This is a genomic window from Cupriavidus necator (genome assembly GCF_013141915.1).
In the GTDB taxonomy this organism is placed as follows: Bacteria; Pseudomonadota; Gammaproteobacteria; order Burkholderiales; family Burkholderiaceae; genus Cupriavidus; species Cupriavidus necator_B.
In genome coordinates, this window is sequence record NZ_SROX01000012.1 from 173269 (window position 1) to 193693 (window position 20425).

21 protein-coding genes are annotated in these 20425 nt (G+C 67.8%); 20 read left to right on the forward strand and 1 reads right to left on the reverse strand.

All coding sequences use genetic code 11. The annotated features are described in order from the left end of the window. Window position 1: 1 nt before the first annotated feature. Window positions 2-1078 carry an MBL fold metallo-hydrolase gene (locus E5S69_RS21470; RefSeq protein ID WP_171516640.1) on the reverse strand — a complete coding sequence of 359 codons (1077 nt, stop codon included), beginning with the start codon at window positions 1076-1078 and terminating at the stop codon, window positions 2-4. Between the two features lie 209 nt (window positions 1079-1287). On the opposite strand from E5S69_RS21470, the gene E5S69_RS21475 reads away from it, so the two are divergent. The 20 genes from E5S69_RS21475 to E5S69_RS32985 form a co-directional block, all read left to right on the forward strand. Then, window positions 1288-1746 (forward strand): MerR family transcriptional regulator, encoded by a 459-nt coding sequence (locus E5S69_RS21475; RefSeq protein ID WP_171516641.1) that lies wholly within the window; start codon window positions 1288-1290, stop codon window positions 1744-1746. A gap of 127 nt (window positions 1747-1873) precedes the next feature. Next, window positions 1874-2350, forward strand: a complete 477-nt coding sequence (locus E5S69_RS21480) for a PaaI family thioesterase (RefSeq protein ID WP_171516642.1) — start codon at window positions 1874-1876, stop codon at window positions 2348-2350. A 62-nt stretch (window positions 2351-2412) separates the two neighbouring features. Beyond that, window positions 2413-3594 (forward strand): isovaleryl-CoA dehydrogenase, encoded by a 1182-nt coding sequence (locus E5S69_RS21485; protein ID WP_171516643.1) that lies wholly within the window; start codon window positions 2413-2415, stop codon window positions 3592-3594. A 124-nt stretch (window positions 3595-3718) separates the two neighbouring features. Beyond that, window positions 3719-5566, forward strand: a complete 1848-nt coding sequence (aceK, locus tag E5S69_RS21490; protein ID WP_171516644.1) for a bifunctional isocitrate dehydrogenase kinase/phosphatase — start codon at window positions 3719-3721, stop codon at window positions 5564-5566. Continuing rightward, window positions 5563-6234, forward strand: coding sequence for a carbonate dehydratase (can, locus tag E5S69_RS21495; protein WP_171516645.1), 672 nt, complete (start codon window positions 5563-5565; stop codon window positions 6232-6234). The genes aceK and can overlap by 4 nt, the downstream gene beginning before the upstream one ends. 48 nt (window positions 6235-6282) lie before the next feature. Continuing rightward, complete coding sequence (locus E5S69_RS21500) at window positions 6283-7461, forward strand: acetyl-CoA C-acetyltransferase (protein WP_171516646.1); 1179 nt, start codon at window positions 6283-6285, stop codon at window positions 7459-7461. Window positions 7462-7684: 223 nt separating this feature from the next. Then, a complete protein-coding gene (locus E5S69_RS21505; protein WP_171516647.1) occupies window positions 7685-8365 on the forward strand; it encodes an SDR family oxidoreductase in 681 nt (226 codons plus the stop codon). A 30-nt stretch (window positions 8366-8395) separates the two neighbouring features. Then, window positions 8396-9526: an acyl-CoA dehydrogenase family protein gene (locus tag E5S69_RS21510; RefSeq protein ID WP_171516648.1), complete on the forward strand. Its 1131-nt coding sequence runs from the start codon at window positions 8396-8398 to the stop codon at window positions 9524-9526. Between the two features lie 93 nt (window positions 9527-9619). After that, a complete protein-coding gene (locus E5S69_RS21515) occupies window positions 9620-10276 on the forward strand; it encodes a 2-hydroxychromene-2-carboxylate isomerase (protein WP_171516649.1) in 657 nt (218 codons plus the stop codon). After that, window positions 10273-10959 carry an HAD family hydrolase gene (locus tag E5S69_RS21520; protein ID WP_171516650.1) on the forward strand — a complete coding sequence of 229 codons (687 nt, stop codon included), beginning with the start codon at window positions 10273-10275 and terminating at the stop codon, window positions 10957-10959. Before E5S69_RS21515 ends, E5S69_RS21520 begins: the two co-directional genes overlap by 4 nt. 53 nt (window positions 10960-11012) lie before the next feature. Then, a complete protein-coding gene (locus tag E5S69_RS21525) occupies window positions 11013-11441 on the forward strand; it encodes a YchJ family protein (protein WP_171516667.1) in 429 nt (142 codons plus the stop codon). Beyond that, window positions 11438-12127, forward strand: a complete 690-nt coding sequence (locus E5S69_RS21530) for a glutathione S-transferase family protein (RefSeq protein ID WP_171516651.1) — start codon at window positions 11438-11440, stop codon at window positions 12125-12127. Before E5S69_RS21525 ends, E5S69_RS21530 begins: the two co-directional genes overlap by 4 nt. A 64-nt stretch (window positions 12128-12191) precedes the next feature. Continuing rightward, entirely contained in the window at window positions 12192-13799 is a 1608-nt protein-coding gene (locus E5S69_RS21535; RefSeq protein WP_171516652.1) for a carboxyl transferase domain-containing protein, read from the forward strand. 31 nt (window positions 13800-13830) lie between these two features. Then, window positions 13831-14727, forward strand: coding sequence for a dienelactone hydrolase family protein (locus tag E5S69_RS21540; protein WP_171516653.1), 897 nt, complete (start codon window positions 13831-13833; stop codon window positions 14725-14727). A gap of 40 nt (window positions 14728-14767) precedes the next feature. Next, window positions 14768-15556 (forward strand): enoyl-CoA hydratase/isomerase family protein, encoded by a 789-nt coding sequence (locus E5S69_RS21545; RefSeq protein WP_171516654.1) that lies wholly within the window; start codon window positions 14768-14770, stop codon window positions 15554-15556. A gap of 322 nt (window positions 15557-15878) precedes the next feature. Beyond that, window positions 15879-17297 carry an adenosylmethionine--8-amino-7-oxononanoate transaminase gene (gene bioA, locus E5S69_RS21550; protein WP_171516655.1) on the forward strand — a complete coding sequence of 473 codons (1419 nt, stop codon included), beginning with the start codon at window positions 15879-15881 and terminating at the stop codon, window positions 17295-17297. After that, window positions 17287-18501, forward strand: a complete 1215-nt coding sequence (gene bioF / locus E5S69_RS21555; protein WP_171516656.1) for an 8-amino-7-oxononanoate synthase — start codon at window positions 17287-17289, stop codon at window positions 18499-18501. The genes bioA and bioF overlap by 11 nt, the downstream gene beginning before the upstream one ends. Beyond that, window positions 18498-19235, forward strand: a complete 738-nt coding sequence (gene bioD, locus E5S69_RS21560; protein WP_171516657.1) for a dethiobiotin synthase — start codon at window positions 18498-18500, stop codon at window positions 19233-19235. Before bioF ends, bioD begins: the two co-directional genes overlap by 4 nt. 19 nt (window positions 19236-19254) lie before the next feature. Then, window positions 19255-20277 carry a biotin synthase BioB gene (bioB, locus tag E5S69_RS21565; RefSeq protein ID WP_171516658.1) on the forward strand — a complete coding sequence of 341 codons (1023 nt, stop codon included), beginning with the start codon at window positions 19255-19257 and terminating at the stop codon, window positions 20275-20277. A 71-nt stretch (window positions 20278-20348) separates the two neighbouring features. Continuing rightward, window positions 20349-20425, forward strand: a 77-nt coding sequence (locus E5S69_RS32985; RefSeq protein WP_171516668.1) for a biotin carboxylase N-terminal domain-containing protein, incomplete at its 3' end; no start/stop codon positions are given.

A 20425-nucleotide genomic window follows, 5' to 3' on the forward strand; every position in this document is an offset into this window, starting at 1 on the left:
CTCAGGCGGCGCGGAAGCGGATCACGCCGTCGTCGCCGGTGTCGCGCACCAGCTCGCCGCGGTGCCACAGGCAGTGCAGATGGGCCAGCGACTCGCCCATGGCGAAGGTCATCTGGTGGATGTCGAACTGGCGCTTGAAGATCACGCTGACGATGTCGTGGGCGCTGCAGGCCTTCTCGCGGCACGCTTCGAGCGTTTCGGCGAGACGGTCGGCATGGTGCTCGCGCAGCTGCGTGATGCGGGTATGCAGGTTGCGGAAGGGGCGGCCGTGCGACGGCAGGATCAGCACGTCTTGCGGCAGCGGCTCGTACTTGCCGAGCGAATCCAGGTAGAGCTGCAGCGAATTGCCCTCCGGCTCCATGTCGAACACGCTGACATTGGTCGAGATGCGCGGCAGCACCATGTCGCCGGAGATCAGCACGTTGGTGGCCGCGTTATACAGCGCCACGTGCTCGGGCGAATGGCCGAAGCCGGTAATCACGCGCCAGGACGAGGTGGCTGGCTCGGTGCCGATGCGCACCGTCTCGCCCTCCATCAGGCGGCGGTACTGCGCCGGCAGGTCCGGCACCAGCGACGGGTAATAGGTCTTGCGCGCGCGCAGCTTCTCCTGGCTGTCGGCATCAGTCAGGCCATGCAGCGCGAAATGCGCGGCGGCGGCGTCGCCGCCCGCGCTGGAGCCGGCACCGGTGCCGCTGCCCATCACGCGCGCGCTCATGTAGTCGCCCAGGCTCATCCACAGCCGCACGCCGAAGCGCCGGCACAGCCAGTGTGCCAGCCCGACATGGTCCGGATGGCTGTGCGTGACCAGCACGCGCACCACCGGCAAGCCTTCCAGCTCATTGGCGAAGATGGTTTCCCAGTGACCCTTGATGACATCGTTGGTGATGCCGCAGTCAATGATGGTCCAGCCGTCGCGTCCGTCCAGGCGGTCGCGCAGCAGCCACAGATTGATATGGTCGAGTGCGAACGGCAGCGGCATGCGCAGCCAGTAGACGCCGGGGGCGACTTCCTGCTTGGCGCCGGGCGCGGGCATGGTGTCGCCGAACGGATATTGGAGCTGATGTTCGAGTGCGTTCATGAGGAGTCTCGTGGGTCGAAGCCTGGCGGCGGGGCGCGGGCTTTCTCGTTCTGCCGGCACGTCCCGGCTCGTGCGTGGGGGCGTGCAAGCACCGGTTGCCAGCCGATCGGGTTGACGCTAACGTAAACGTCAACCATACGGGTTCGTTTCCATCTTAAGCGAAAACTTGACTTCGCAACGAACGACCGTTCACTTTCTTCAGGCAGGCCATGTCAGCAACGCCAGCGGCGGCTTCCGCCACCTACACCATTACCGACCTCGCACGCGAATTCGATGTGACGCCGCGGGCTATCCGCTTTTACGAGGACCAGGGCCTGCTGTCACCGGAACGCGAAGGCCCGGGCGGCCGCAAGCGCGTCTACAACGGCCGCGAGCGGACCCGGCTGAAACTGACTCTGCGCGGCAAGAGGTTAGGGCTTACTCTCAACGAGATCCGAGAAATCCTTGATCTCTATGAATCACCCCGCGACACCGCGCCGCAACTGGATCGCTTCCTGCACGCGCTCGCCGCGCACCGCCGCACGCTGGAGCGGCAAATGGAAGACCTGCAGGCGCAGCTGGCCGAAATTGACCAGCACGAGCGTCAGTGCAAGGCCTTGCTGGCGGCACAGAGCGGCACGCTGACGCAGGCTGCGGACGGCGACAACGCGCCGGGCCAATCCACGTAGAGCACGCGCCACTTTCCCCGAAATGCGGGCCGCTTGGGATTGACGTTTACGTAAACGTAAATAGAATAACCGGGATGGCGCGCCGTTCCGCTGCCCGCCATCCAGGCCCCCGATACCGGAACCAGTCATGACCGCCTCCATTGCCAGTGCCGTGCCCGCTGAACCGGAACCGCTGTCCGCCGCGCGGGCCGACGCCATTGCCACGAGTTTTTCGCGGCAGGGGCTGATGAACACCTTTGGCGCCACGCTGCAGCGCGTCGCGCGCGGCGAGGTCGAGCTGGCGATGCCTTGGTCCGAGGGCGTGACCCAGCAGCACGGCTTTTTCCACGGCGGCGTGGTGGGCGCGCTGGCCGACAGCGCCTGCGGCTATGCCGCGCTGACGCTGGTGGGCGAGGATGAGGCGGGCCTGACCGCCGAATACAAGATCAACCTGCTGTCCCCGGCCCAGGGCGAACGCCTGGTGGCGGTGGGGCGGGTGCTCAAGCCCGGGCGCACGCTGATCGTGGCGCAGGGCGATGTCTACGTCGAGCAGGACCGCCGCCGCAAGCAGGTGGCGACCATGCTGATGACGCTGTGCGTGGTCAAGACACTCGGCCACGTCTGAACCCATTGATCCGGCAACCCCGGAAAAAACGCGACACACACCGATTCCTACAGGAGACCACCATGACTGAACTGCCAGGCCTGAAATTCGATCTGGGCGAAGACATCGAGATGCTGCGCAATTCCGTGCGCGACTGGGCCCAGGCCGAACTGGCACCGCGCGCGGGCGAGATCGACCGCACCGACCAGTTCCCGATGGACGCCTGGAAGAAGATGGGCGACCTCGGCGTGCTCGGCATCACCGTGGCCGAGGAATACGGCGGCGCCAACATGGGCTACCTGGCCCACATGATCGCGATGGAGGAAATCAGCCGCGCCTCGGCCTCGGTCGGGCTGTCGTACGGCGCGCATTCCAACCTGTGCGTGAACCAGATCCACCGCAACGGCACGCCGGCGCAGAAGGCAAGGTACCTGCCCAAACTGGTCTCGGGCGAGTGGATCGGCGCACTGGCGATGAGCGAGCCCAACGCCGGCTCCGACGTGGTCAGCATGAAGCTGCGCGCCGAACTGAAGGGCGACCGCTACGTGCTGAACGGCACCAAGATGTGGATTACCAACGGCCCGGACTGCGACGTGCTGGTGGTCTACGCCAAGACCGAGCCCGAACTGGGCGCGCGCGGCATGACCGCGTTTATCGTCGAGAAGGGCATGAAGGGCTTCTCGGTGGCGCAGAAGCTCGACAAGCTCGGCATGCGCGGCTCGCACACCGGCGAACTGGTGTTCGAGGACGTGGAAGTCCCCGCCGAGAACATCCTCGGCGCCGAGAACGGCGGCGCCAGGGTGCTGATGAGCGGCCTGGACTACGAGCGCGCGGTGCTGTCGGGCGGCCCGGTCGGCATCATGCAGGCCTGCATGGATGTGGTCACGCCGTATATCCACGACCGCAAGCAGTTCGGCCAGAGCATCGGCGAATTCCAGCTGATCCAGGGCAAGGTGGCCGACATGTACACCACGCTGCAGGCGGCGCGCAGCTACCTGTACACGGTCGGCAAGAACCTCGACGCGCTCGGCAGCGACCATGTGCGCCAGGTGCGCAAGGACTGCGCCGCGGTGATCCTGTACACGGCGGAAAAGGCCACCTGGATGGCGGGCGAGACCGTGCAGATCCTGGGCGGCAATGGCTATATCAACGAATACCCGGCCGGCCGCCTGTGGCGCGATGCCAAGCTGTACGAGATCGGCGCCGGCACCTCGGAGATCCGCCGCATGCTGATCGGCCGCGAACTGTTCGCCGAAACCATGTAAGCGGCAGCGCCGGCGACCAGGCGGGGCGCCGAAATCACCCGGAGCCCCCGCCCGAACCCCATTACAATCTCAATACCCGTTACAACATCCTCACGCTGTACTGCCTCCAGGCCCCCGTCGACCCATGTCCCACTTCCCCAAACTGCTCTCCTCGCAGATTGCCTACGATGTGGCGAGAACCATGCTCGACGGGTTCGACAAGCACTACCGCCTGTTCCGCGAGGTCAGCCACCAGGCCAAGCTGAAATTCGAGGCCGGAGACTGGCACGGGCTGCAGCAGATCCAGCGCGACCGCATCGCCTTCTATAACGAGCGCGTGCGCGAGTCGAGCGTGATCCTGGAAGACGAGTACGACGCCGAGAACATCGACGACGAGATCTGGCAGCAGATCAAGCTGCACTACATCGGGCTGCTGACCAACCACCACCAGCCCGAGCTGGCCGAGACCTTCTTCAACTCGGTGTGCACGCGCATCCTGCACCGCTCGTACTTCAACAACGATTTCATCTTCGTGCGCCCGGCGATCTCGACCGAGTACATCGAGAACGAAGAATCGCCCACGCGCCCGACCTTCCGCGCGTACTACCCGGGCAGCCGCGAAGGCATGGCCGCGTGCTTCGAGCGCATCGTCCACAACTTCCAGCTCGAACGCCCGTTCGAAGACCTGCAGCGCGACATCGGCTACGTGGTGCGCGCCGTCAGCGAGCATTTCGGCGACCTGCGCATCGCGCCGAATTTCCAGGTCCATACGCTGTCGTCGCTGTTCTTCCGCAACAAGGCCGCCTTCATCATCGGCCGCATCGTCAACGGCGACCGCACCTTCCCGCTGGCGATCCCGATCCTGCATGGCCCGGGCGGCAAGCTGATGCTCGACACGGTGCTGCTGAAGAAGGAACAGCTGCTGATCCTGTTCTCGTTCACGCACTCCTATTTCATGGTCGACATGGAAATCCCGTCGGCCTACGTGACCTTCCTGCGCGACATCATGCCGCGCAAGCCGCGCGCGGAAATCTACACCTCGCTGGGCTTGCAGAAGCAGGGCAAGAACCTGTTCTACCGGGATTTCCTGCACCACCTGCAGCATTCGTCGGACCGCTTCATCATCGCGCCCGGCATCCGCGGGCTGGTGATGCTGGTGTTCACGCTGCCGTCGTACCCGTACGTGTTCAAGGTGATCCGCGATTTTATTCCGGCACCGAAGGAAACCACGCGCGAGCTGGTCAAGTCGAAGTACCAGCTGGTCAAGCAGCACGATCGCGTCGGCCGCATGGCCGATACGCTGGAATACTCCGACGTGGCCTTTCCGCTGTCGCGCTTCGACGAGGCGCTGGTGCGCGAGTTCGAGCAGCACGCGCCCTCGATGATCGAATACCAGCGCGCCAAGGACGGCGGCGAAGAGATCGTGGTGCGCCATGTCTATATCGAGCGCCGCATGACGCCGCTGAACATCTACCTGCAGGAGGGTTCCGACGAGCAGGTCGAGCATGGCGTGCTGGAATATGGCAATGCCATCAAGGAACTGATGGCCGCCAACATCTTCCCGGGCGACATGCTGTACAAGAACTTCGGCGTCACGCGCCACGGGCGCGTGGTGTTCTACGACTACGACGAGATCGAGTACCTGACCGACTGCAACATCCGCCACGTGCCGCAGCCGCGCAACGAGGAAGAGGAGATGTCGGGCGAGGTCTGGTACACCGTGCGTCCGCACGACATCTTTCCCGAGACCTTCCGCACTTTCCTGCTAGGCGACCCGCGCGTGCGCGCGGCGTTCCTGCGTCACCACGCGGATTTTTTTGACCCTGCCATGTGGCAGAGCCACAAGGACCGGCTGCTGGCCGGACATGTCCATGACTTCTTTGCCTATCACGCTTCAGAGCGATTCATACACCGCTACGGCGCTGCCGCCGAACAGTCCGATCAACAGCCAGATAAACAGCCCGATCCCGGTCCTGCAAGGAGAGTCGCATGAATGACGCTATCGCCCAGCTGTTCCGCAACAACCGCGACTGGGTCGACCGCGTCAATGCGGAAGATCCGGCGTTCTTCACCCGCCTGGCCAACCAGCAGGCGCCGGAGTACCTGTGGATCGGCTGTTCCGATTCGCGCGTGCCGGCCAACCAGATCCTGGGTCTGGCCCCGGGCGAGGTGTTCGTCCACCGCAACATTGCCAACGTGATCGCGCACAGCGACCTGAACGCGCTGTCCGTGATCCAGTTCGCGGTAGAAGTGCTCAAGGTGCGCCATATCACCGTGGTGGGCCACTACGGCTGCGGCGGCGTCAAGGTCGCGCTCAAGCGCGAGCGCATCGGCCTGGCCGACAACTGGCTGCGCCATGTGCGCGACGTGGCCGACAAGCACGAGTCCTACCTCGGCACCATCCTGCGCGAGGAAGACGCCCACACCCGGCTGTGCGAGCTCAACGTGATCGAGCAGGTCAACAACATCTGCCAGACCACCGTGATCCAGGACGCCTGGGACCGCGGCCAGGCCATCACCGTGCACGGCTGGATCTACGGCGTGTCCGACGGCCTGCTGCGCGACCTCGGCATGGCCGCCAGCAACAACGACGAGCTGCACGAACAGCTGGCCGCGGCCTACCGCCAGTACGGCGAGCCGCCGCAGGCGTCGATCCGCTAGCCCGTTCCGGCACCCCTTACGCATACCTACCGATCCAGGAGACCCGACATGGAAGAGATCGTCATCGTTTCAGCAGCGCGCACGCCGATGGCTGCGTTCCAAAGCGAATTCGCCAGCGTCACCGCGCCGCAACTGGGCGCCGCGGCCATCCGCGCGGCGGTCGAACGCGCCGGCCTGAAGCCGGATCAGGTGGAGGAAGTGGTGTTCGGCTGCGTGCTGCCGGCCGGCCAGGGCCAGGCGCCGGCACGCCAGGCCGCGCTCGGCGCAGGCTTGCCGCTGGCCACGGGCTGCACCACCGTCAACAAGATGTGCGGCTCGGGCATGCGCGCGGCGATGACCGTCTATGACGGCCTGATCGCCGGCTCGTTCGAGATCGCGGTCGCCGGCGGCATGGAGAGCATGACCAACGCGCCGTACCTGATCCCGAAGGGCCGCGGCGGCTACCGCATCGGCCACGGCATGATCTACGACCACATGATGCTGGACGGCCTGGAAGACGCGTACGACAAGGGCCGCGCCATGGGCACCTTCGGCGAAGACTGCGCTGCCAAGTACGGCTTCACGCGCCAGCAGCAGGACGAGTTCGCGATGGAAAGCGTGCGGCGCGCGCAGCAGGCCACCGAGAACGGCGACTTCCGCTGGGAGATCGCGCCGGTGACGGTGTCGGGCAAGGGCGGCGACACGGTGATCGACACCGACGAAGGCCCGCGCCGCATCAAGCTCGACAAGATCCCGTCGCTCAAGCCCGCCTTTGCCAAGGACGGCACCATCACCGCCGCCTCGTCGTCGTCGATCAACGACGGCGCCGCGGCGCTGGTGATGATGCGCGCCTCCACCGCAAAGGCGCTGGGCCTGCAGCCGATCGCCCGCATGCTGGGCCACACCACGCACGCGCAGGCGCCGGGGTGGTTCACCACCGCGCCGGTCGAGGCCATCGCCAAGCTGTACCGCAAACTGGACTGGACCACCGACAGCGTCGACCTGTTCGAGATCAACGAGGCCTTCGCCGTGGTGCCGATGGCGGCGATGCACGACCTCAAGATCCCGCGCGACAAGGTCAATATCCACGGCGGCGCCTGCGCGCTGGGACACCCGATCGGCGCCTCGGGCGCGCGCATCATGACCACGCTGATCGGCGCGCTGCGCAAGACCGGCGGCAAGCGCGGCGTGGCCAGCCTGTGCATCGGCGGCGGCGAGGCGACGGCGGTGGGGATCGAGATCGTCTGACGCCTTGCCTCCCGCTTGTTTTCTCCCCTCTCCCGCGTGCGGGAGAGGGGCCAGGGAAGAGGGCAGGCGCGCGCCAGGCACGGCACGCTTCACTTCGTGGCAACGCCGGCCCTCTCCCCAACCCTCTCCCGCAAGCGGGAGAGGGAGCCAGACCGAGGCAGTTTGCTGAACTTGTGGCCCGGCGAGCGTATCGCACGGGTCTTCGACAAAAGGAGGCCCACCCTTGCCAACCGCTCTCATCCTCGGTGCCTCGCGTGGCATCGGACTTGAATTCGTGCGCCAGTACCGTGCCGACGGCTGGCGCGTCATCGCGGCGGCGCGCACGCCCGAGGGCGTGGGCGCGCTGCAGGCGCTCGGCGCCGAAGCGCACCAGGCCGACCTCGCCGATGCCGGCGCGGTGGCCGGCCTGGGCTGGAAGCTCGACGGCGAGGCGCTTGACGTAGCGGTCTACAACGCCGGCGTGATGGGCCCGCGCAGCGACAGCGCGCAGCCGGTCACGCCGCCGGAGTTCGACCGCGTCATGCATGTCAATGTGCTGGGGCCGATGATGGCGCTGCCGTTGCTGCTGCCCTATGTCGAGGCCGGGCAGTCCGGCCACGGCGGGGTGCTGGCGGTACTGTCGTCGCGCATGGGCAGCATCGGCGCGATGGAGCACAGCACCAGCTGGCTGTACCGCGTCAGCAAGGCCGGCGCCAACGCGGCGCTGCGCGCGGTGTCGCTGGATGCGCGCCATGCCACCTGCGTCGCACTGCACCCGGGCTGGGTCAAGACCGACATGGGCGGCCAGGAAGCCGACCTGACCGTGCAGCAGAGCGTCAGGGGCATGCGCCAGGTGCTGGCCAGCGTCAAGCGCCGCGACAACGGCACCTTCCACAACTACGACGGCACGCCCATCCCCTGGTAGCGCGCCTGCACACTGGATCACCGAACCGACATGCTGCTGACCCCCGAACAGGAAATGATCCGCGATGCCGTGCGCCAGTTCGCGCAGGAAGTGATCGCGCCGCAGGCCGCGCAATGGGACCGCGACAAGACCTTCCCCAAGGACGTGCACCGCGAGCTGGCCGCGCTGGGCGCGTATGGCGTGGCGGTGCCGGAGGAATACGGCGGCGCCGGGCTCGACTACCTGTCGCTGGCGCTGATCCTGGAAGAGATCGCGGCGGGCGACGGCGGCACCTCCACCGTCATCAGCGTCAACAACTGCCCGGTGTGCAGCATGCTGATGTCGTTTGCCAGCGAGGCGCAGAAGCAGCAGTGGCTGGTGCCGCTGGCGCGCGGCGAGATGCTGGGCGCGTTCTGCCTGACCGAGCCGCACGTCGGCTCGGACGCGTCGGCACTGCGCACCAGCGCGGTCCGCGACGGCGACCACTACGTGCTCAACGGCGTCAAGCAGTTCATCACCAGCGGGCAGAACGCCGATGTGGCGATCGTGCTGGCGGTGACCGACAAGGCCGCCGGCAAGCGCGGCATCAGCGCCTTCATCGTGCCGACGTCGACACCGGGCTACGTGGTGGCACGGCTTGAAGACAAGCTCGGCCAGCATTCGTCCGACACCGCGCAGATCCTGTTCGAGGACTGCCGGGTCCCGGCCGCCAACCTGCTCGGCGACGAAGGCGGCGGCTACAAGATGGCGCTGTCGGGGCTGGAGGGCGGGCGCATCGGCATCGCCTCGCAGAGCATCGGCATGGCGCGCGCCGCGTTCGAGGCGGCCCTGGCCTACGCCAGGGAACGCGAGAGTTTCGGACAGCCGCTGTTCCAGCACCAGGCGGTGCAGTTCCGGCTCGCCGAGATGGCCACGCGCATCGACGTGGCGCGCCAGATGGTGTGGCACGCCGCCACGCTGCGCGACGCCGGGCGCCCGTGCCTGAAGGAAGCGGCCATGGCCAAGCTTTTCGCCAGCGAAATGGCCGAGCGGGTGTGCTCGGACGCGATCCAGGTGTTCGGCGGCTACGGCTATGTCAGCGACTTCCCGGTGGAGCGCATCTACCGCGACGTGCGCGTGTGCCAGATCTATGAGGGCACCAGCGACATCCAGAAGATCCTGATCGCGCGGGCGCTGGCCTAGCGCCGGCATTTGCGCGTACGATGAGCAGGCGTGCCGCGCATGCGCCACGTCTTCCCGCCACCCGACCTGCCACCACAAGAATAGGGCCCCGACATGACCGCAGCGATCGACTTCTACTTTGATTTCTCTTCGCCGTACGGCTACTTCGCCAGCACCCGTATCGACGACCTGGCGCAGAAGTACGGGCGCAACGTCGCCTGGCATCCGATCCTGCTGGGCGTGGTGTTCAAGACCACCGGCGCGGCGCCGCTGCCGCAGCTGCCGCTCAAGGGCGACTACGCCTGGCGCGACTTCGAGCGCACCGCGCGCTTCCACGGCATCGACTACAAGCGCCCCACGCATTTCCCGCTGCCGACCACGCATGCGGCGCGCGCCATGCTGTGGCTGCAGAACCATCACGGCGACGACCTGGCCGCGGCTTTCGCCCGGTCGGTGTACCGCGCGCTGTTCGTCGACGACATCAATATCGCCGAGCCGGCCGAAATCATGAAGCTGGCCGAGCCGCTGGGGGTGGACGTGCAGGCGCTCGATGCCGGCGCCACCAGCTACCAGATCAAGGACCAGCTTAAGGCCGAGATCGAGGTGGCGATGGCCAAGGGCGTGTTCGGCTCGCCCTTCGTCATCGTCGATGGCGAGCCGTTCTGGGGCTTCGACCGCTTCGACCAGGTCGAGGCCCACCTGAAGAGCCGCCGCCAGACCGAGCTACGGGCCGTGCCCAATCTCGACACCAAGGAAAAGAAACCCGCATGACTGCAGTAAACCATGGCCATTCCGGCCGCTTCGATTGTGTCATCTTCGATTGCGACGGCGTGCTCGTCGACAGCGAACCCATCGTCAACCGCGTGCTCAACCAGATGCTGAACGAGCTCGGCATCGAGATCTCGCTGGAAGACTCCACGCGGCTGTTCCTGGGCCGCGCGGTGCGCGAGGAGCTGGACATGATCGAACGCATGCGCGGCGCGCCGCTGCCCGAGAACTGGCTGTCGACCTGGCTGGCGCGCCGCAACGCGGTGCTGGAAGAAGAAGTCGCCGCGGTCGCGCATGTGCGCGAGGCCATCCGCGCGGTCGCCGCCACCGGCATGCCGGTGTGCGTGGCTTCGGGCGCGGACCGCGTCAAGGTCAAGCTGCAGCTGACCAAGACCGGGCTGGTCGAGCTGTTCCAGCAAGATGCGCGCGAGCATATCTTCTCGGCGACCGAGGTGGCGCGCAGCAAGCCCGCACCGGACGTGTACCTGCTGGCCGCGCGCACCATGGGCGTTGAGCCGGCGCGCTGCGCGGTGGTGGAAGACAGCCCGACCGGCGTGACCGCGGGCGTGGCCGCCGGCATGACGGTGTTCGGCTACGCCGCGCGCAACGATGCCGCGCAGCTGCGCGAGGCCGGCGCGCGCACCATCTTCGCCGATATGCGCGAGCTGCCGGAGCTGGTGGGATGACGGGCGCGAAGGCGGCAAAGACGGCAAAGGCGGCAAAGGCGGCAAAGGCGGCGATGGCGTCGCAGCGCCTGCCCAAGGCCGGGCCGGTGCCGTGCCCGTGCGGCAGCGCCGACTACGCCGCCTGCTGTGGCCGCTTTCACCGCGGCGAGGCGCTGCCGCCCAATGCCGAGGCGCTGATGCGCTCGCGCTACAGCGCCTATGTGCTGAACGACATGGACTGGCTGCGGCAAACCTGGCATGCATCGACGTGTCCGGCCGACCTGGTGCCGGACACCGCGACGCGCTGGCTGGGGCTGACGGTCAAGGCGCATGCGCAGCAGGACGACACCCATGCCGAAGTGGAATTCGTGGCGCGCTACAAGGTGGGCGGGCGCGCCTTGCGGCTGCATGAGCGCAGCCGCTTTGTGTGCGAGCCGCGCCTGCCCGGCGAGGCGCCGCGCTGGCTATATGTGGATGGCGACATGATCGGGGAAACTTCATGAGCATCGAAAAGCAGAACGGGCCTGAGTACCTGCTGTATTGCTTTGCCCAGTCAGGCAATGCCTACAAGGTGGCGCAGTTGCTGGAAACGGTTGCCGTGCAGCGCGGCCAGCCGCCACATCAGCCACTCTGGCAGCCGCGTTTCGTCGATTTCTTCAACGGCGAGACCCGCACCCCCGAATACCGCGCCATCAACGTGATGGGCGAGGTGCCGGTGCTGGAGTTCGGCGGCCAGCGCCTGTCGCAGTCCGGCGCCATCCTCGATACGCTGGCGACGCGCCTGGATGCGTTCGGCCCGCGCAATGAAGCCGAGCGCGCCGAGGTGCTGCGCTGGCTGCTGTTCGACAACCACAAGTTCACCTCGTACACCGCCACCTACCGCTTCATGCGCAACTTCGCCAGGTCGCCCGACCCGGCCGTGCTGGAGTTCTTCCGCGCGCGCTGCGAAGGCGCGTGGCACGTGCTGGACGCGCACCTGGCCGCGCGCGACTTCGTGCTGGGCGAGCGCACCACCATCGCCGACTTCTCGCTGGCGGGCTATGTCTTCTTCGATGACGAAATCGGCGTGCACTGGCGCAAGGAATATCCGCATATCCACGCCTGGACCGAGCGCATGCGCGCGCTGCCGGGCTGGAAGCATCCCTATGACCTGATGCCCGGGCATCCGTTGCCCAAGTCCGCCGGCTGAGCCCGGCCGCGGCGGGACGGCATCACGCGGCGCACAACCCTATCTGGCAGCAAGAGACTCCGAGATGCCTACGCTCGAAACCAAACTCAACGCCCGCTCCGAATCCTTCAAGGCCAATGCCGAGGCCATGCACGCGCTGGTGGCCGACCTCAAAGCAAAGATCGCGAAGCTGGCCGAAGGCGGCGGCGCCGACGCGCGCGCCAAGCACCTGTCGCGCGGCAAGCTGCTGCCGCGCGAGCGCGTGCAGCAATTGCTGGACCCCGGCACGCCGTTCCTGGAGCTGTCGCAGCTGGCCGCGTACGACATGTACGAAAACGCCGCGCCCGGCGCCGGCATCATCACCGGCATCGGCCGCGTGGCCGGGCAGGAATGCGTGATCGTCTGCAACGACGCCACCGTCAAGGGCGGCACGTATTACCCGATGACGGTCAAGAAGCACGTGCGCGCGCAGGAAATCGCCGAAGAGAACCACCTGCCGTGCATCTACCTGGTCGATTCGGGCGGCGCCAACCTGCCCAACCAGGACGAGGTGTTTCCCGACCGCGACCACTTCGGCCGCATCTTCTACAACCAGGCCAACCTGTCCAAGCGCGGCATCCCGCAGATCGCGGTGGTGATGGGATCGTGCACCGCGGGCGGCGCCTACGTGCCGGCGATGAGCGACGAGTCGATCATCGTCAAGAACCAGGGCACCATCTTCCTGGGCGGCCCGCCGCTGGTGAAGGCGGCCACCGGCGAGGAAGTCAGCGCCGAAGACCTCGGCGGCGCCGATGTGCATACCCGCCTGTCGGGCGTGGCCGACTACTTCGCGCAGAACGACCACCACGCGCTTTCGCTGGCGCGCAATATCGTGCAGCACCTGAACCGCCGCAAGCCGGACCAGATCCGCCTGCACGCGCCGGTCGAGCCGCTCTATCCGGTGGAAGAGCTGTACGGCGTGATCCCGACCGACACGCGCAAGCCGTACGACGTGCGCGAGGTGATCGCGCGGCTGGTCGACGGTTCGGAGTTCGACGAGTTCAAGGCGCGCTACGGCACCACGCTGGTGTGCGGCTTCGCGCGGATCTGGGGCTATCCGGTCGGGATCGTCGCCAACAACGGCATCCTGTTTTCGGAGTCGGCGCTCAAGGGCGCGCACTTCATCGAGCTGTGCTGCCAGCGCAAGATCCCGCTGGTGTTCCTGCAGAACATCACCGGCTTCATGGTGGGGCGCAAGTACGAGAACGAAGGCATCGCGCGCAACGGCGCCAAGATGGTGACCGCGGTGGCGACCGCGCAGGTGCCCAAGTTCACGGTGATCATTGGCGGCTCGTTCGGCGCGGGCAACTACGGCATGTGCGGGCGCGCGTATTCGCCGCGCTTCCTGTGGATGTGGCCGAACGCGCGCATCTCGGTGATGGGCGGCGAGCAGGCCGCGAGCGTGCTGGCAACGGTGCGCCGCGACGGCATCGAAGCGAAGGGCGGCCAGTGGAGCGCGCAGGAAGAAGACGCGTTCAAGCAGCCGATCCGCGACCAGTACGAACACCAGGGCCACCCGTACTACGCCAGCGCGCGGCTGTGGGACGACGGCGTGATCGATCCCGCGCAGACGCGCACGGTGCTCGGGCTAGGGCTGTCGGCCAGCCTCAATGCGCCGATCGACGAGATGAAGTTCGGCGTGTTCCGCATGTAGTCCCGGGCACGCCATCACCACCTTGCACGCCATGCGCAGCGCCACCCGCCTGCTTCGCCGCCTCGCCCTAGTCACGCTGCTTGCCGTGCTGGCGCCGCTGTGCGGGCACGCGCAGACGCCGAATGGCAACGGCCAGTCGGCGGCCCGCGTGCGCTTCCAGGAGCAGGTGGTGATGCTGCCGAAGGCCGCGATCCCGTCGCGCATCGACCTGGAGGCCACAGTGTTCAAGCCCGCCGGGGACGGGCCGTTCCCGCTGGTGGTGATCAACCACGGCAAGGCGCCGGGCCGGCCCGGCATGCAAGGGCGCGCGCGCTTTCCGGCGCAGAGCGTGGAATTCCTGCGCCGCGGCTACGTGGTGGTGCTGCCGATGCGGCAGGGCTTTGCGCGCTCGGGCGGCGCCTATGTGGGCGGCAGTTGCGACATCGAGACCAACGGCATGATGCAGGCCGACGACGTCGTCGCCACGCTCGATTACATGGCCACGCAGCCCTATGTCGACATGGCGCGCATCGTCGTGATCGGCCAGTCCCACGGCGGGCTGACCACCATGGCGTTCAGCACCATCGCCTATCCGGGCGTGCGGGGCGTGGTCAACTTTGCCGGCGGGCTGCGCAACCTGAACTGCCCGGACTGGGAAGCGCGCCTGGTCGATGCGTTTGCGAGCTACGGCAGCCTGGCGCGCTACCCCTCGCTGTGGTTCTATGGCGAGAACGACAGTTACTGGCCGGTGCCCTTGCCCGGCCGCATGTTCAACGCCTTCAAGGCGCGCGCCACCGGCCTGGCGGCGCAAGCGCGGCTGGTCGACGTGGGCGAGTTCGGCACCGACTCGCACCGCCTGTTCAGCGCGCGCGAAGGCATCCCCGTGTGGCTGCCGGAAGTCGGCAACTTCTTCCGCTCGCTCGGGCTGCCATTCGATACCGGCAGCTGAAGGCACGCCGCCCCATCACTATCCGCCAACGGAGCGAACCATGGAATTCACAGCCCTGAACGTCAATATCGCCAGCCACGTGGCCACCGTCACGCTGAACCGGCCCGACGTGCGCAACGCCTTCAACGAGACCGTGATCGCCGAGCTGACCGGCGCCTTCCGCGCGCTGGGCGACATGGACGAAGTGCGCGCCATCGTGCTGGCCGGCAGCGGGCCGGCCTTCTGCGCCGGCGCCGACCTGAACTGGATGAAGAAGATGGCGGGCTACTCCGACGACCAGAACCGCGCCGATGCGCTGACGCTGGCGCAGATGCTGCACACCATCTGGTCGTGCCCGCGCCCGGTGATCGCGCGCATCCAGGGCGACACCTACGCCGGCGGCATGGGCCTGGTGGCCGCGTGCGATATCGCGGTGGCGGCCGAGCACGCGCATTTCTGCCTCTCCGAGGCGCGCCTGGGGCTGCTGCCTGCCACCATCAGCCCGTATGTGATCCGCGCCATGGGCGAACAGGCCGCGCGCCGCTACTTCATCACCGCCGAGCGCTTCGACGCGGCCGAGGCGCTGCGCCTGGGCCTGCTGCATGCGGTGGTGCCGGCCGAGGCGCTGGACGCCAAGGTGGCCGAACTGACGGCCGCGCTGGTGGCCAACAGCCCCAACGCCGTGCGCGAGAGCAAGCGGCTGGTGCAGGACATTGCCGGGCGCGTCATCGACAACGACCTGCTGGCCGATACCGCCGACCGCATCGCGAAGATCCGGGCGTCGGAAGAAGGGCGCGAAGGGGTGAAGTCGTTTCTGGAGAAGCGCACGCCGTCGTGGCGGCCGGCTTGAAGAAGGCATCCCCGTTTGGTTGCTCCCTTCCCCCGCAAGCGGGAGAGGGGAGCTCCACGGCGGCATGTGAAAGCGATTCAGGAAATAAAGGCCCCCTGGGATTGCGTGGAGATGGCAGCACGCTAGCCCCAAAATCTTGGCTTCATGCGTATAACGTTCGCCAAATCCAGACAACGCTACGCTAACCGGAAAAATCGGCAGTCATTGCCAAGGCGCGGCAGACCTTCCTAACATGACCCTCCCCAACCGATCCGCCACTGTCGCACTGCCCGGCCTCGCCGGCAGCGGCGACCGCGCGGATGGTCAACCAAGGAGGGCTATCTTGGACCACCTGTCCCATTTCCCAGCCAGCGGCGCGCCGGCGCTGGGCCAGCGCAGCCGCGCTGCCGTCTGGCACCCGTGCACGCGCCTGCGTCCCGATGACGACGCCGTGCCGCTGGCCATCGTTCGCGGCGAAGGCCCGTGGCTGCACGATGCCGACGGCCATCGCTATTTCGACGCCACCAGCTCCTGGTGGGTCAACCTGTTCGGCCACGCCAATCCGCGCATCAACGCGGCGCTGGCAATGCAGCTGGAGACGCTCGAGCACGTGATGCTCGCCGGCTGCACGCACGCCCCGGCAGTCGAGCTGGCCGAGCGCCTATCGGCTTTGACCGGCGGCGCGCTGGGCAACGTCTTCTACGCCTCGGACGGTGCCTCGGCGGTCGAGATCGCGCTGAAGATGAGCTTCCACTACTGGCGCAACACCGGCCTGCCGGCCAAGCGCGAGTTCGTCTGCCTGCGCCACGGTTACCACGGTGAAACCGTAGGCGCGCTCGCCGTGACCGACGTAGAGATCTTCCGCGATGCCTACGATGCGCTGATCCGCCGCGCGCATGTGGTGATGTCGCCCGATGCACGCCAGGCTGCGCGCGGCGAGTCGCCCGCCGACGTGGCGGTGCGCGCGCTGGCGGAGCTCGAGGCGCTGCTGCGCGAGCGCGCCGGCGCCATTGCCGCGCTGATCGTCGAGCCGCTGGTGCAGGGCGCCGCCGGCATGGCGATGCATGACCCGTCCTACCTCGACGGCGTGCGCGCGTTGTGCGACCGCTACCGCGTCCACCTGATCGCCGACGAGATCGCGGTGGGCTGCGGACGCACCGGCACCTTCTTCGCGTGGGAACAGTCGCGCGGCACCGAGGCGCCGCTGCCCGCGCATGCCTGGCCTGACTTCCTGTGCCTGTCCAAGGGCATCAGCGGCGGCTACCTGCCGCTGTCGCTGGTGTTGTCGCGCCCCGAAATCCAGCGCGCCTTCGTTGCCGACGAGCTGGCGCGCAGCTTCCTGCATTCGCATTCGTACACCGGCAACCCGCTCGCCTGCCGCGCGGCCCTGGCCACGCTGGACCTGTTCGCGCAGGACCAGGTGCTGGCGCGCAACCGCGAGCGCGCGCAATGGCTGGCCGACGGCATGGCCGCGCTGGCTGCCGACGCGCGCGTGCGGCACGTGCGCCAGCGCGGCCTGATCTGGGCCGCCGACGTAAGCGGCGAGGTGGCCGGCGCCGACTTTGCCGCGCGCTTCCACCATGCCGCGCGCGCACGCGAGCTGCTGGTGCGCCCGATCGGCCATACGCTCTACGTGATGCCGCCCTACGTCTTCGACGCCGCGCAGGCGCACTGGCTGGGCGAACAGCTGCTGGCGACGCTCGACGACGTGACCGCGCACGTGACCGTGGCTGCGGACAAGGAGGTGCGCCATGCTGCTTGAACAACTGAAGCAGGCCGCGGAACAGCGCCACGCCCAGGCCCTTACGCGCCGCCGCCGCATCGCGCACACCGCATGCGCGCCGCATCAGGCCGTGGGCGAGGACGGGGCCGAGGCGGAATCGCTGCTGACCTTCTGCAGCAACGACTACCTGGGGCTCGCCAACCACCCGCAAGTGATCGCCGCGCTGGTGGAAGGCGCGCAGCGCTATGGCGCCGGCAGCGGTGCCTCGCATCTGGTCAGCGGCCATTCACGCGCGCACGCGCAGCTCGAGACCGAGCTGGCACGCTGGCTCGCGCCGCATATCGCGCACGCGCGCACGCTGTACTTCTGCACCGGCTATATGGCCAATATGGCGGTGCTGACAGCACTGGGCGCGGCCGGGGCGACGTTGTTCTGCGAATCGCTCAATCATGCCTCGCTGATCGACGGCGCACGGCTGGCGCGCGCCGACGTGCAGCGCTACCCGCATTGCGACACCGATGCGCTGGAAGCGCTGCTCGCGGCCAGCACCAGCCAGCGCAAGCTGATCGTTACCGACAGCGTGTTCAGCATGGACGGCAATGTGGCGCCGTTGCGCGCGCTGCTGGCGCTGGCCGAGCGTCATGACGCCTGGATCATCGTCGACGATGCCCATGGCTTCGGCGTGCTCGGCGAACAGGGGCATGGCGTGCTGGAAGCGCTGGGCCTGTCGTCCGAACGCTTCATCTATATCGGCACGCTCGGCAAGGCCGCCGGCGTGGCGGGCGCCTTCGTCGCTGCGCACGAGGCCATCATCGAGCACCTGGTCAACACTGCGCGGCCGTATATCTACACCACGGCCGCGCCGCCGGCGGTCGCGCACGCGCTGCTGGCCAGCCTGGCCATCATCGAAGGTGAGGAGGGCCGGCAACGCCGTGCGCAACTGGCGCGCTGCATCGCCATGCTGCGCGAGGGCTTGGCCCAGCTGGCCGCGATCGCGGGCTGGACCCTGGGCGACAGCCAGACCGCGGTCCAGCCGCTGATCGTCGGCGACAACGGCGCGTCGCTGGCGCTGTCGGCCATGCTGGAGGCCGACGGCATCCGCGTTGGCGCGATCCGTCCGCCGACCGTGCCCGAGGGCACCGCGCGGCTGCGCATCACGCTGTCGGCATCGCACACCGAAGCCGACGTGCGGCGCCTGCTCGATGCGCTGAGCGCCGCGGTGGCGCAGCGGGAGGCCGCATGAGCACCCGGGCGCCCTTTGCCTGCTTTGTGACGGGCACCGATACCGGCATCGGCAAGACCCACGCCAGCGCCGCGCTGCTGCATGCGCTCGGCGCCGCCGGCTACCGCACCGCGGGCATGAAGCCCGTGGCCAGCGGCAGCGAATGGCGCGACGGCCATTGGCACAACGACGATGTGGCGCAGCTGCGCGCCGCCAGCTCGGTCACGGTGCCGCTCGGCCATACCTGCCCGTTCCTGCTGCGCACGCCGTGCTCGCCGCACCTGGCCGCGGCACAGGAAGGCGTGCGCATCACGCGGGCCCCCATCCGCGCCGCCTTCGACGCGCTGCGCCGCCAGGCCGACGCCGTGGTGGTCGAGGGCGTGGGCGGCTTCAACGTGCCGCTCGACGCCGGCGCGGTGCGCTGGAACACCGCCGACCTCGCGGTGATGCTGAGCGTGCCGGTGGTGCTGGTGGTGGGCATCCGGCTCGGATGCCTGAACCACGCCGTGCTGAGCGCCGAGGCCATCCGCGCGCGCGGCCTGCCGCTGGCCGGCTGGATCGCCAACCGGGTCGACCCGGACATGCTGCTGGCCGACGAGAACATCGCCACGCTGCATGCGTCGCTCGCCGCGCCCTGCCTCGGCGAGCTGCCCTGGCAACTGGCACCCGCCGATGCCGCGGACCGGCTCGACCTGGCGCCGCTGCTGGCCGCCGCCACCCGCTACCAGACCGAGGCCGCTGGCCTCGCCGCCTGAAAACAGAATTCGACTGACCATGACCCAAGCCCACACCGTTACCACCATCTCCGCCGAATCGCTGCGCCAGACCGCGCGCCAGCATGCCTTGCCCGACGATGCCAAATGGCGCGTCGACGACGTTGCCGCGCTGTTCGCGCTGCCGTTCAACGACCTGCTGTTCCGCGCCCAGCAGGTGCATCGCGAGCATTTCGACGCCAATACCGTGCAGCTGTCGACACTGCTGTCGATCAAGACCGGCGGCTGCGAAGAGGATTGCGGCTACTGCCCGCAGAGCGCGCATCATGATGCCGGCGTCAAGGCCGAGAAGCTGATGGCGCTGGACGAAGTGCTCGACGCCGCGCGCGCGGCCAAGGCCAATGGCGCCACGCGCTTCTGCATGGGCGCCGCCTGGCGCAGCCCCAAGGACCGCCACCTGGAGCCGGTGATGGACATGGTGCGCGAGGTCAAGGCGATGGGGCTGGAGACCTGCGTCACGCTGGGCATGCTCAAGGCCGAGCAGGCGCAGCAGCTCAAGGACGCGGGGCTGGACTACTACAACCACAACCTCGATACCTCGCCCGAGTTCTACGGCAAGATCATCACCACGCGTACCTACCAGGACCGGCTCGACACCATCGGCCATGTGCGCGACGCCGGCATCAACGTCTGCTGCGGCGGCATCGTCGGCATGGGCGAATCGCGCGAGGCGCGCGCCGGCCTGATCGCGCAGCTGGCCAACATGGACCCGTACCCCGAGTCGGTGCCCATCAACAACCTGGTGCAGGTCGAGGGCACGCCGCTGGCGGGCACCGAGGCGCTGGACCCGTTCGAGTTCGTGCGCACCATCGCCGTGGCCCGCATCACCATGCCTCAAGCGATGGTGCGCCTGTCCGCCGGCCGCGAGGCCATGGACGAAGCGTTGCAGGCGCTGTGCTTCATGGCGGGCGCCAATTCCATTTTCTACGGCGACAAGCTGCTGACCACCGGCAACCCGCAGGCCGACCGCGATCGCGCCCTGCTGGCCCGCCTCGACATCCGCGCGGAGGGCTACGCGGGATGACGCGGTAGGAAAGTGCCCGCTGGACGGCTCGCCGCCGTAAGATCCCATCCATGGGATAACGAGGAGGGGGCATGTTCAACAAGATCCTGATCGCCAACCGCGGTGAAATCGCCTGCCGCGTGGCCGCCACCTGCCGCCGGCTGGGCAT